Source organism: Pseudomonas sp. IT-232MI5 (assembly GCF_949767845.1).
GTDB lineage: Bacteria > Pseudomonadota > Gammaproteobacteria > Pseudomonadales > Pseudomonadaceae > Aquipseudomonas.
The window spans coordinates 337,789-350,743 of record NZ_CATKQE010000055.1; the positions used below are offsets into that span (position 1 = coordinate 337,789).

Sequence of the window (12,955 nt, forward strand, 5' to 3'; positions counted from 1 at the left end):
CATGACCCGCTCATTACGCATCTTCTACATCGCCCTGTTCCTGGTGACCCTGTTGGTCTTGGGTCTGTGGTCGGTACGCAGCTTCTTCGGCTTCAGCACCAACGCCGATGCGACGGTGCTTAACGGCCGCTGGACCAAGGCTGTGGAAACCCATTACGACGAAGAATTCCCGATCAAGCGTCTGGGCACCAACCTCTGGGCCGCGCTGGATTTCAAACTGTTCAACGAAGGTCGTCCGGGCGTGGTGCTCGGTCGCGATCAGTGGTTGTACAGCGATGAGGAATTCAACCCGATCGTCAACGAAGAGCTGAACCTGCAAGGCAACTACGCGCTGGTCGAAGGCGTGCGCCAGACCCTGAAAGAGAAAGGCGTGAAACTGGTGATGGCGATCGTGCCAGCCAAGGTTCGTCTGTACCCGGAGCACCTGGGTGAAGTGAAGCCGGCGAGCATTCACGAAAACCTCTATGAGGATTTCCACCACCGCGTCGCGGCGGACAAGATCCTCGCCCCTGACCTGCTCAAGCCATTGCAACAGGCCAAGCAGAACGGTCAGCAAGTGTTCCTGCGCACCGACACGCACTGGACGCCGGAAGGCGCCGAGATTGCCGCGAACACCCTGGCAAAAACCATCGCTGACAAGTTCCCGCTCAGCGGCGAGCCGCAGCGCTTTGTTACCACGCCAGCGGAGAAGGTCACGCACAAGGGCGATCTGCGCTTGTTCCTGCCGCTCGATCCGCTGTTTGAAAACCTGATGCCGGCGCAAGAGCCGCTGCAAAAGCGCAACACCGTCGCGGCCGGCGATCAGCCTGCCGGTGACGACGCGCTGTTCGCCAGCAATGAAGTGCCAGTGGCACTGGTCGGCACCAGCTACAGCGCCAACCCGAACTGGAACTTCGTCGGTGCACTGAAACAAGCGCTGCACAGCGACGTGGTGAGCTACGCCGAAGACGGCCACGGCCCGATCCTGCCGATGCTCAGCTACCTGAAAAGCGATGACTTCAAGAACAGCCCGCCGCAGGTGCTGATCTGGGAGTTTCCTGAACGTTATCTGCCTGTGAACAACGAAATCGGTGACGCCGACCCGCAGTGGGTCGCAGAGCTTAAACAAGCCGGCGCGCGCCAACAAAACGTAGCAATCAACACTAAATCCGAGACGCCCGATCGGGCGCAAAACTGAAAGAGAGGTACACCATGACTTTCACTACTACTCCTCGTCGTCTCGCTAAAAGCTTCGCACTGGTTGCTGGCCTCAGCGTGCTTTCCGTCCCAGCCTTTGCCGGTGGCGACGCCGCCCTGTACGGCCCGACCGCACCGAAAGGTTCGACCTTCGTGCGTGTCTACAACGCCAGCAACGCAGAAGTCAGTGCGACTGTCGGCAGCACCAACCTGAGCGACGTTGCGCCACTGGCCAGCAGCGACTTCAGCTTCATGCCGGGCGGTGATTACAGCGCCAAGGTCGGCAGCCAGACCCTGCCGGTGAAACTCGCTGGTGACCACTACTACACCCTGGTCAACAACGCTTCCGGCGCGCCGCAACTGATCGAAGAGCCGCCGTTCAAGAACAAGCAGAAATCCCTGGTGCGCGTACAGAACCTCAGCGACAAGCCGCTGACCCTGAAGACCGCCGACGGCAAGACCGACGTGGTGCCGAACGTGGCCGCCAAGGGCCGTGGCGAACGTGAAATCAACCCGGTGAAAGTCAGCCTGGCGCTGTACGAAGGTGACAAGAAAGTCGGCGACGTGAAGCCGGTCGCCCTTGAGCGCGGTGAAGCTGCGGTGCTGTACGTCACCGGCAGCGGCAGCAGCCTGTCGCCAGTCTGGGTGAAACGCCCGGTATCGACTCGCTAACGAATTTTCCGAACTGACCCGGCTCCCTGTGGGAGCTGGCTTGCCAGCGATGCAGACACCTCTGTTCTGCAGATACACCGAGGTGATGCCATCGCTGGCAAGCCAGGCTCCCACAGGGACCGAGGTGAGAGTTCGGACACGAGACAAAAACAAGAGTGAAACGACACAGCGTTCGTGCCTCTAACCAATCGATTTTATGGAGTAAACAATATGATTCCGGTGATCTTGTCAGGTGGTAGCGGTTCGCGTCTCTGGCCGCTTTCGCGTAAGCAGTTCCCTAAACAGTTCCTCGCCCTGACCGGCGAACACACTCTATTCCAGCAGACCCTCGAGCGTCTGGTGTTCGAAGGCATGGACACCCCGATCGTGGTCTGCAACAAGGATCACCGCTTCATCGTCAACGAGCAGTTGGCCAACCGTAAGCTGGAATGCCAGCGCATCCTCATGGAACCGTTCGGCCGCAACACCGCGCCGGCCGTGGCGCTGACCGCGATGATGCTGGTCAATGAAGGTCGTGACGAGTTGATGCTGGTGTTGCCGGCCGACCACGTGCTGGAAGATCAGAAAGCCCTGCAACGCGCCCTCGCCCTCGCCACCGTTGCTGCCGAAAACGGCGAAATGGTCCTGTTCGGCGTGCCGGCAACCAAACCGGAAACCGGTTACGGCTACATCAAATCCACCGGCGACTCGCTGCTGCCCGAAGGCGTCAGCCGCGTTTCGCATTTCGTTGAAAAACCTGACGTCAAACGTGCCACCGAGTACGTCGAGTCCGGCGGTTACTACTGGAACAGCGGCATGTTCCTGTTCCGCGCCAGCCGCTTCCTCGAAGAACTGAAAAAACACGATCCGGACATCTACGACACCTGCCTGCTGACCCTCGAGCGCAGCCAGCAGGACGCCGACACCATCACCTTCGACGAAGCCACCTTCGCCTGCTGCCCGGACAACTCCATTGACTACTCCGTCATGGAAAAAACCCAGCGCGCCTGCGTGGTGCCGCTGACCGCAGGCTGGAGCGATGTTGGTTGCTGGTCGTCGCTGTGGGAAGTCAACGAGAAGGACGCCAACGGCAACGTCACCAAAGGCGATGTGGTCATTCAGGACAGCAAGAACTGCATGATCCACGGCAACGGCAAACTGGTGTCGGTGATCGGTCTGGAAAACATTGTCGTGGTCGAAACCAAAGACGCCATGATGATCGCCCACAAAGACAAGGTTCAGGGCGTCAAGCAGATGGTCAACACGCTCAACGAGCAGGGCCGCAGCGAAACCCAGAACCACTGCGAAGTCTATCGTCCGTGGGGCTCGTACGACTCGGTGGACATGGGCGGGCGTTTCCAGGTCAAGCACATCTCGGTGAAACCGGGCGCGTGCCTGTCGCTGCAGATGCACCACCACCGCGCCGAGCACTGGATCGTGGTCAGCGGCACCGCCGAAGTGACCTGCGATGAAAACGTGTTCCTGCTCTGCGAAAACCAGTCGACCTACATCCCGATCGCCTCGGTGCACCGCCTGCGCAACCCGGGCAAGATCCCGCTGGAAATCATCGAAGTTCAGTCGGGTTCGTATCTGGGTGAAGACGATATCGAACGCTTCGAAGATATCTACGGCCGCTCCACCCCGATCGAACGCGGCGTGTCGGTGAAAACCATCGCGCAGTAACTGATCGATAAAACAAGAAGCCCCCGTCCAGCCCGCTGCGTCCCCTATCCGCAGCGGGTTGGGCGGGGGCTTTTTTTCAGCCGAGCGAATGTTGTCGGATCAGTTTTGGCCGGGAACTTCCTCCCAGCGATTGCTGCCTCCCGGCGTATGGCGTCGGTGCAATAAATCCAATGAAGTCCTGAGTCCGTTCCAGCGTTTGAACAGTGTTCGATGTTTGCATTGAAAGCCCTGCAACCGTTTCGAAAAGCTCAGGATCTGAACTGCCGGCAGTCGCCAACTCGTTCAAGATGGCTGACATCCTGAACGTTGCCATGTCGATGTCTACCGGAATATGTTCGTAAGCTTCACTTAACGCCTCGGCATTCAAACCTCGCGAAGCATGGGCGAACTCCCGTACCGTCTGGACCAGACCCGGTGCCTCCGGTCCCAGTTTGTCGGCGATTATCTCGATTACTTTGTCCTCCGCCTTGGTGCCAGCCATTTTCACCAGACGTGATCGACCGTCGGCAGTGCGCGGATCATGGGCGGCCAACTCCAGTTTTACCTTGGCGAGACTGGGTTTCGTTTTTGGCGCCACGCTTTCAACGAACGCCTTCGGATTCATCTCGCTGCCCTTGAAGTTGATAGGACGGTTCAACTGAAAGGTGTCCACGACCTTTTCGATGACGACGTTCGCCAGCGCGGTGCCGGCCTTCTCACCCACCTGCCCCCCGAGTGCACCCACTACCGGCCCCAATGTTCCCCCCAACGCTGTGCCTGCCGCGCCCCCCAAAGCCTTAGCTCCAGTTCTGACCAGACTGCTGCTCAGTTGCGTCGTCACCCGCCTGACCAGCGCCTGAAAGCGGTGCCGCGCCTGCGTGTGATTGAGTAACGAATTTCTGACATCCGCAGCAGCCGAAGTCATCGAATCCAGCAATGCCTTCTGCTCTTGTGCACTGTCAGCCAACTCTGACGTATCGGTCTTTTTACCGCCGTCGCTGTCGGCATGCCGCATCGGTGAGTTACCGACCATCTGGTACAGATTCGGCCCGTCGATAAAACCTTTCGGGTCAGGGTTGAGCCAGCGCTGCAACCACGGCATGTAATAACGAAAACCATAGTAGTACAGACCCGTGGCATCACGCTCCTTGCCCGAATAACGCACGGTTTTGTAACTGATGTCGCTTTCCTCACTCCACGCGGTCGCCCCGAATGGATAGAAATGCTCGCGGCTGATCAGTTGCGCATCTGCCGCCAGTTCCAGACTGATCGATCCCAGATGATCATTGAAACTGTAGCGATACTGATCGTTAACGCCTGCTGGCGGCGGACTCTCCCAGTGCAGAACACGAACACTGTTCAGGGCGGTCTGCACCGTGATGACTTGCAGCACCTCGCCGGTGCCGGCATCGGTGCGCAATTCCAGTTCAGGGAGGTAGCGTACCTGCGTAACGACAGCACGAACCCTGGTCTGCAGCGACCGAATCTTGCGTACACGCTGACCAGCGCCGTCGTAGAGATAGACTTCGTGATCATCCGCAGCGCAATCGCGTTGCACCGCCACGAACGCATCCAGTTGATTGCGCAGATTCCACTGCAACTGCCGGCCTTGATCCAGCAGCAGCAAGTTACCGCGAGCGTCGAACGCTGCGGCGATCTCTGCCTCGTCGGGGGGCACGCCATTGCACCAGGGCAGGCAGCGATTGCTGTAGCGGGCAGCCTGCAGATCATGACCTGGACTCTGTGCACCGACGTGGGTCAGCTTGAGCAGATTGCCGCCAGCGTCATAACCATAGGTTTGCAAATAGTTGGCGATCGCTGTCGGGCCGCCATCGCCCGGCCCTGCCTCCCATCCGCGGGCCTCACACAATTGGTAGAGGCTGTCGTAGGTGAAGCGGCTGATCGGTTCGATGCGCTGGTTGGCGAAGTAGCGCACGGGCAGCGCCCGGTCTTCGATGCTCAGCACATTGCCTGTCCGGTCGTATTGGTACAGCAGATTCTGCAAGACCACACCCTGACCGGTTTCGGCGTGACGCGTCATCAGACGTCCATCCTCTTCACGGTAGGTCAGCGTTGTCAGCACGCCATTGCCTGCCAGTTCCTGCGTGACCAGCCCTTCTGCGTTGTAGTGAATATCGCTGACCACCGCCCGCCACTCAGTCTGATGGCTCAACTGCAGACGGCGGGCGCGCAAGCCTCCATCGAGGGTCAACTCACTGACATGCCGGTTACCCTTCGCATCGATCTGCTCGAGCACCGCCCCGAGGGGCCCGAAACGCCAATGGGTCATTGCGCCCTCACCGGGCTCGAGCAAACGCTGGCGCTCATCGATTGGCTCAGGCCAATCCGGGGAGACGGGTTCAAGGGTGAAATGCCGGGTACTTTCAACGTTCTCCCCGGTGATCGCGAAGACCTCGAACAGCACGCTTCCCGCCGGGTCTTCGTGACGAATCAGTTGGCCAAGCTGATTACGCGCCTGATCGGCATCACCCGGCTGACCATATCCAAAACGCTCGGCGCAACGGCGTGGTTGCAGCTCACCAGCTTCGAACACTGCCGTCGGCCGCAGTAACAGGTCATGCTCAATGTCCCGGCGGGTGCCTCGGCTGTCCCAATCCGTCAATGTCTCTGAGCCCAGACCGAACAGACTGAGCTGCACCCCGGCGTCGACGCTGTTCGAGCGCAGAATCTGCCCGTTCAACAAGTAAACGGTGCTTAGGTTGGCCGGCGCTAGCGGATCATCGCTTTGTAGCGCCCACAATCGCGGGTCCCACTGCGTCACCGCGCGACCCGCCGCATCGTGGGCCGTGCGATGGATGCGCGGTTCAAGTGCTTGATTAACGTCGCAACGCCAGTAATCGACCCTGCGAACGGCCAGCCCGCGTGGGTCGTTCACTGCCAGCACCGGTGTTTTGCTGAACATGTCCATGTAGCTCACCCCGCTCGATAACTGCGTCCTCTGCGCCTGCAATGATCTGAGCAGACGCTTGGCGATGCGCCTACTGTCAGAAATTACAGTTCCGACCAACGGTTAAATCCCGTGCGCAACAAATGTCCATTGCGCTGAGCCTTCGGTAGGATGGTGCGCACAAACTCACGGAGCGTTCCCACATGTTCATCGGCATCTTGCTGGTCATCACCTGGCTGATCCTCCTGCTGCGCTATCCGGCCAAGGCCTTGCCGGTTTCCGTGGCGGCGGCGATTGGCCTGGGTTTCGTGGCCATGTGGGTGGTGTGGCTGGACAACCGCGAGATCAAGCAACTGGCGCGCCTTGAGATGCGTATCGCTTACGCTCCCGAACAATGCCCGGCGGATCGTCCGCTGCAACTGAAAATGAAAAACGCCAACGACGTGCCCCTGACCGAACTGCGCTGGCGCATCGCTGCCTATGCGCCGGGTGACACGGTGAATCTGGCCGACAACCAATACACTGCCCCGCGCTATCGCGGTCCCGGCGAATTGCAGGCCGGCGGCGACTGGGAAGACTGCCTGCCGATGCCGCCGCTGCGCCCCGGTTATCGCCCGCAAACCCTGGAGTTTCGCGCCGAGCGCTTGCAGGGTAGTTTCTCCGATTGATCCTCCCTTCCCCACTTTTTTGCACAAGGAATGCGCCATGCCTGTTGCGTTGATTACCGGTTGTTCCAGCGGCATCGGCCGCGCCCTCGCCGATGCGTTCAAAGCTGCCGGGTACGAAGTCTGGGCCAGTGCGCGCAAGACTGAAGATGTGGCGTTGCTGGCGTCTGCCGGGTTCACCGCCGTGCAACTCGATGTCAATGACAGCGCGGCGCTGGAGCAACTTGGCGAGCGGATCAACCAGCAACACGGCGGCCTTGATGTGCTGATCAACAACGCGGGGTACGGCGCCATGGGGCCGCTGCTCGATGGCGGTGTGGCGGCCATGCAGCGCCAGTTCGAGACCAATGTATTTTCGATTGTTGGCGTTACGCGCGCACTATTCCCGGTGCTGCGCCGGGCCAAAGGATTGGTGGTAAATATCGGCAGTGTTTCAGGGGTTTTGGTCACGCCGTTTGCCGGTGCTTACTGCGCCTCGAAAGCGGCGGTGCATGCCTTGAGCGATGCACTGCGCATGGAACTGGCGCCGTTCGGCATTCGCGTGATGGAAGTGCAGCCGGGGGCGATTCAATCGAGTTTTGCCAAAAACGCCGGGCACGAGGCCGAGCAATTGATCAATGAACAATCACCGTGGTTTCCCCTGCGCGAAGGTATTCGCGCGCGGGCCAAGGCGTCGCAGGACAAGCCGACGCCGGCCAGTGAGTTTGCGGCTGAACTGTTGAAGGCTGTGCAGCAGAACAAATCGCCGCGCTTGATCCGCATCGGCAATGGCAGTCGCGCGTTGCCGTTGTTAGCGGCGTTGCTGCCAAAGGGGTTGCTGGAGTCGACGTTGATGAGGCGCTTCGGTTTGCGCGGCAAACTCTGAGACCGGGTCGACGCCATCGCGAGCAGGCTCACTCCTACAGGGGATCTTCGGTGTGACACAGATCCAGTGTAGGAGTGAGCCTGCTCGCGATTCAGTCAACGCGGTCGGTCAGTTATCCATAGCATCCTGCCGCACCACCACCGTGCACGTAATCCCCGCCGCCAACAGAACACCCTCCGGTACTTCATCAATGTGAATCCGCACCGGCACCCGCTGCGCCAACCGCACCCAGTTGAACGTCGGGTTCACATCGGCGATCAGTTCGCGGCTTTCCGGGTTGTCGCGGTCATAGATGCCGCGGGAAATGCTTTCTACGTGGCCCTTCAAGACTTCGCCGCTCATCAACTGCATGTCGGCCTTGTCACCGACTTTCACGTGGGGCAGTTTGGTCTCTTCGAAGAAGCCGTAAACCCAGAACGAGTTCATGTCGACCACGGCCATTTTCGCCTCGCCGATGCGCGCGTAGTCACCGCGATGCACGTTGAGGTTGGTCACGTAACCGTCGACCGCCGCGCGCACTTCGGTGCGTTTGAGGTTGAGTTCGGCAGCTTCCAGTTGCGCCTGCGCGTGTTGGTAATCGGCGAGCGCGGCATCGGCGATGTTGCTGGCGTCGTCACGGTTTTCCTTGGAGATCACCAGGTTGTCCAGATCGGCGCGGCGATGGGCGTTGACCTTGCGCATCTCCCACGTCGACTTGCGCGAGGCGACCAGCGACTGCGCCTGTTTCACCGCGATGCGGTAATGCTCGGGGTCGATCTGCATCAACAGATCACCCTTCTTCACCAGTTGGTTGTCGCGCACCGGCACGTCGATCACTTCACCGGTAACGTCGGCGGCGACGTTGATGATGTCGGCGCGAACCCGGCCATCGCGGGTCCACGGCGTGTTCATGTAGTGCTCCCACAACGTGCGGCCGATCCACAACGCCAGGGCCAGCACCAGCAGGGTCGCGAGCAGGCTGAAAAACTTTTTCATCAGAACGTTCTCAACGGTAGACAGTCAGCGCCATGGCGCCGAACAGACAGGTAAACAGACTCAGACGCAGCAGCGCCGGGTGCCAGAAAAAACGGTACAGATCGAACCCGGACAGGAACCGGTCCACCGCCCAGGCCAGTGCCGCAGCGATAAAAAACATCAAGGTCATGGTCGGCATGTACACGCCGTGGAAGGCGATTTCACGAGGCATGGGCAAGTCCTTCGGGCTTGGCGATGGCGTAGGCAGCGAGCGGTGATTGCGGGTCGAGCAGCGAGGTACGGATGAAGTGCAGATAGCTCTTCACCCGCCGCAATGCCGAGGTATCGAAGTGTGGGGCGAACGGCTCATCGGTGGCTGCGACGCGGCTGATTGCGTGGTCAACCGCGACCAATGCGCGCTCAAGATTGCTGGAGTTTGGTTGCAGAAACAGTCGCACCAGCGCGCGGCCCATCACGCGGATCGCCTGGCGCCACGGCTGCGACTCGGCATAGGCCGGGTGCACCGGCAGGATCGCCTGTTCCTTGCGCAACTCGATGATCGCGTGGCCGACTTCCAGTACCACGAACATCCAGCGCAGCAGGTTCTTCTGCACTTTCGGCTGACCGGCCGCGAGGCCGTAAGCCTGATGCAACAGATCACGTGTGCGGCTCTCGAAACTCGAGGCCAGACCTTTCAGTTTGCCGCTGATCGCGTAGACCACTTGCCCGCGCAGATCCTGCTCCAGACGCTTCCACAACCAGCGGCTGTTCGGCGGCAGAATAATTGCACCGGCAGCGGCACAGACCAGCATGCCCATGACCATGGCGATGTAGTCGTTGATAAAGGTGTAAGGGTTGTAGATGGTCAGGTTGTCCGGCACCGAACCGGTGCTGAAGAAGATCAGCAAACCGAGGCCGACCCCGGCGTATTGCGGCCGCGAGGTGAGGAACGAGCCGAGCACGATCACCGGCGCGAGCATCACGCACAGCAGCGGGAAACCATCGATCCACGGGAAGATGAAAAACATCTCGACGAAGCCGATCAGGGCACCGAGGAAGGTTCCGCACGCCATCTGGAACGCCATGCGTTTCGGGTTCGGCGTAGCAGCCGAGAGGCCCACGGTGGCGGCAGCGATCAGCGTCATCGTCGCGCCGCTTGGCCAGGCGGTGGCGACCCAGTAACTGCCCAGCACGATGAGAATGAACGAGGCGCGAATGCCCGACGCAGCGGCGGCCCACCAATTGGTTTGCGGGGTAAATGGTTCGTCCCAACGCTCGCGTTCGTGGCGGTGATCGGCCAATGACGCGTGGGTCTGTGCATAACTGTGCAAGTCGTCGACGAAGCGATAAAGCAGTTCGTAAGCGGTGTGGAAATCCAGTTGTTCGGCTTCGCTCGGCTCGGTGTCCTGAAAGATCGCGCGCAGGCTGCGCACGCGGGCCGGCAGGCCTTCCTTGTAGCTCGCCAGTGCGGTCGCCAAACGGCCGGCATCGGGGCTGGTCAGAGCGCGGCCACTGAAGCCGTCGAGCACTTCGGCGAGATCCTGCAGGCCCGGTTTGATCGCGGCGACAACGTGTTCTTCGCCATTGCCGCGCAAGCGCTCGAGCAATTGATGCAGGGCGTTGAAGCGCGTAGTGATGCCCATGAATTCGCTGTTCAACCGACTTAGTCGACCGTTACGCCGACGCATGTGCGGGTCTTCGAACACGGTCACGCTGCGCAGCCCTTCCAGCCCCACGGCTTCAGCAATGAAGCGCACATTGCTCGCCTCGAAAGACTCGGCCTTGCTGCGCCCGCGCAAGCCATCGGTGACGAACAACGCGAACACACCGAAACGCTGATACAAGGCGTTGCGCATCGCCGCGCTGGCGGTTTGCGGCAGGATCGCGGCGCTGATCAGGGTCGAGCAGAGAATCCCCAACGAGATCTCCAGCACCCGCCAGACCGCCGCCATGAACGCTCCGTCCGGGTGCGCCAGCGCCGGCAGCCCGACCATCGCGGCTGTATAGCCAGCAAGGACAAAACCGTAAGCGCGAAAGTTACGGCAGCGCGCAGCACCGGCCGAGCAGATGCCAACCCAGATCGCCAGCGAGCCAAGAAACAGCTCGGTGTTCTGCGCAAATAATGCGATCAGCGTGACCATCATCGCCGACCCCGCGAGGGTGCCGAGGAAGCGATAGAAACTCTTGGCAAACACCTGGCCGCTCTGCGGTTGCATGACGATAAACACAGTGATCATCGCCGTGCGCGGTTGCGGCAATTCCAGACGCATGGCCAGCCACAGCGTGAGGAATGCGGCGATCAACACCTTGAAGATGTAGACCCAGGTCACGCCATCGCTGCGCGCCCAGTCGAAAAAACCACGGCGCCATTCCAGGGAGTAGAGCCAGCGCAGTGGTGCGGGCAAGGGGGTCATTTAATTGTGCTCAAGAATTCAGGCAAGACGCGATCCCTGTAGGAGTGAGCCTGCTCGCGATGGCGATTTTACATCCAACATTTCTGTTGACTGATACACCGCTATCGCGAGCAGGCTCACTCCTACAATTTGATGTGTGTTCAATGCAGGAGAACCGGGGTTTTCGGCGCTAGGGTTTTCTCAGCAGTCGGCACGTCGTTGCCAGCCCCGAGGCCACCACCCAGCGCAGTCACCAACTCGGCATGCGCAGTCAACCGCGCCGCCTGCACCTGCTGCTGCACCTGCTGCTGTTTGAACAGCAACGTCTGCGCATTGAGCACGTTGAGGTAATCGGTGAGGCCGCGCTGATAAGCGATCATCGCGATGTCGTAAGTCTTCTGCGCCGTGGCAACCGATTCGGCGGCGAAGCCTTGCTGCTTGTCCATCGACTCGCGGCGGATCAACTGATCGGAAATATTCTTCAGCGCATTCACCAGCGTCTGGTTGTAGTGCGCCACGGCGATGTCGTAACCAGCGGAGGCTTCACCGAGTTCGGCACGCAGTCGGCCACCGTCGAAGATCGGCAAAGAGATCGCCGGGCCGACGTTGTAGTTGAGTTTCTTGCCGGTCAAAAACTCCAGCGCGCCACCGCCGGTCGCCATGTAGCCGAGGCTGCCGACCAGATCGACGTTGGGGTAAAACCCGGCGTGAGCGACGTCGATACCGCGCGCCTGCGCCGCGACTTGCCAGCGACTGGCGACCACGTCCGGCCGCTGACCGAGCAATTCGGCGGGCAGAGCCGACGGTAGTTTCAACGCAGCAGCGAGCGACAGCGTCGGACGCTGCAACTGCGCGCCCTCGCCTGGCCCTTTACCCGCCAGAGCGGCAAGCTGATTGCGACTGAGGGCAATCTCCTCATCTAGCGCATCGATTTGCCGATGGGTTTCCGGCAACGGCGTTTCAGCCTGGCTGACTTCGAAATGTGTGCCGATCCCACCATTCAGACGTTTTTGCGCCAGATCGAGAATCTGCTGTTGCTGCTTAAGCGTCGCCGCAACGATGTCGCGTTGGGCGTAATGCAGCGACAGTTCGATGTAGGCGCGGACGATGTTGTTCTGCAATTCAAGCTGCGCCAACCGCGCCTCGGCCGCGCTCATATGCGCCAGATCCACCGCACGTTCGCTGGCGTTGCTTTCACGGCCCCAAAGGTCGAGGGCGTAGCTGAAACCCAATGCGGCGTTGTTGTCCCAGGTGGTGGTGTTGGCCAACTCGCCGGGGCCGTAGAACTGATCGGTCGGCCAGTTGTGGCGTTTGAGGGTCGACTCGCCATTGATTTGCAATGACTCGGCGGATTCGGCGACACCGGCCAAGGCTTTGGCCTGACGCACCCGCGCAGCGGCCATGGCCATGCTCGGGCTGCCCTGCACGGCGAGGTCGATCCAGCGATTGAGTTGCGGGTCGCCGTAGGCTTGCCACCATTGCGCGGTGGGCCAGTTGGCGTCACGGGCGGCGTGAGCAATGGCATCGTCGGTGGCCAGCGAGTTGGCCTCCATTGCCATGCCTTGTGGAGCAATTCCGTCCGTTGAGATGCAGCCGCCAAGAACCAGGGTAAAAGCCAGAACACTGAGCGGCAAAAGCGCTCTGTTGATGCGACGCGGCACAGCTGCGAATTCCTGAGAAG

Annotated in this window: 10 protein-coding genes; 5 read left to right on the forward strand and 5 right to left on the reverse strand. The window is 60.4% G+C overall.

The window, feature by feature from the left end; genetic code table 11:
- Position 1 precedes the first annotated feature (1 nt).
- The 3 genes from ACM6JQ_RS22455 (at position 2) to ACM6JQ_RS22465 (ending at position 3,510) form a co-directional block, all read left to right on the forward strand.
- A complete protein-coding gene (locus ACM6JQ_RS22455; protein ID WP_007914293.1) occupies positions 2–1,177 on the forward strand; it encodes an alginate O-acetyltransferase in 1,176 nt (391 codons plus the stop codon).
- Between the two features lie 14 nt (positions 1,178–1,191).
- Positions 1,192–1,848, forward strand: a complete 657-nt coding sequence (locus ACM6JQ_RS22460; RefSeq protein WP_007914291.1) for an alginate O-acetyltransferase AlgF — start codon at positions 1,192–1,194, stop codon at positions 1,846–1,848.
- Positions 1,849–2,058: 210 nt separating this feature from the next.
- Positions 2,059–3,510, forward strand: a complete 1,452-nt coding sequence (locus ACM6JQ_RS22465) for a mannose-1-phosphate guanylyltransferase/mannose-6-phosphate isomerase (RefSeq protein WP_007914094.1) — start codon at positions 2,059–2,061, stop codon at positions 3,508–3,510.
- Positions 3,511–3,586: 76 nt separating this feature from the next.
- Here ACM6JQ_RS22465 and ACM6JQ_RS22470 read toward each other — a convergent pair whose 3' ends face one another.
- Entirely contained in the window at positions 3,587–6,418 is a 2,832-nt protein-coding gene (locus tag ACM6JQ_RS22470; protein WP_238539518.1) for an RHS repeat domain-containing protein, read from the reverse strand.
- A gap of 182 nt (positions 6,419–6,600) precedes the next feature.
- Between ACM6JQ_RS22470 and ACM6JQ_RS22475 the strand changes: the two genes are divergently transcribed.
- Together ACM6JQ_RS22475 and ACM6JQ_RS22480 are read left to right on the forward strand one after the other, a co-directional pair.
- Entirely contained in the window at positions 6,601–7,065 is a 465-nt protein-coding gene (locus ACM6JQ_RS22475) for a hypothetical protein (protein WP_007914096.1), read from the forward strand.
- A 37-nt stretch (positions 7,066–7,102) separates the two neighbouring features.
- Positions 7,103–7,927, forward strand: a complete 825-nt coding sequence (locus ACM6JQ_RS22480) for an SDR family oxidoreductase (protein ID WP_414894694.1) — start codon at positions 7,103–7,105, stop codon at positions 7,925–7,927.
- Between the two features lie 108 nt (positions 7,928–8,035).
- Here the strand turns inward: ACM6JQ_RS22480 and ACM6JQ_RS22485 are convergent, their stop codons facing one another.
- The 4 genes from ACM6JQ_RS22485 to ACM6JQ_RS22500 all read right to left on the reverse strand — a co-directional run bounded on the left by ACM6JQ_RS22485 (position 8,036) and on the right by ACM6JQ_RS22500 (position 12,935).
- Positions 8,036–8,902, reverse strand: a complete 867-nt coding sequence (locus ACM6JQ_RS22485) for an efflux RND transporter periplasmic adaptor subunit (RefSeq protein ID WP_414894695.1) — start codon at positions 8,900–8,902, stop codon at positions 8,036–8,038.
- Positions 8,903–8,912: 10 nt separating this feature from the next.
- Positions 8,913–9,113 (reverse strand): DUF1656 domain-containing protein, encoded by a 201-nt coding sequence (locus ACM6JQ_RS22490; protein WP_007914106.1) that lies wholly within the window; start codon positions 9,111–9,113, stop codon positions 8,913–8,915.
- Positions 9,103–11,295 carry an FUSC family protein gene (locus ACM6JQ_RS22495; RefSeq protein WP_414894696.1) on the reverse strand — a complete coding sequence of 731 codons (2,193 nt, stop codon included), beginning with the start codon at positions 11,293–11,295 and terminating at the stop codon, positions 9,103–9,105. Before ACM6JQ_RS22495 ends, ACM6JQ_RS22490 begins: the two co-directional genes overlap by 11 nt.
- A 140-nt stretch (positions 11,296–11,435) precedes the next feature.
- The gene (locus ACM6JQ_RS22500) at positions 11,436–12,935 is read right to left on the reverse strand and encodes an efflux transporter outer membrane subunit (RefSeq protein WP_414894697.1); all 1,500 of its coding nucleotides are present in this window, start codon (positions 12,933–12,935) and stop codon (positions 11,436–11,438) included.
- Positions 12,936–12,955: the final 20 nt, after the last annotated feature.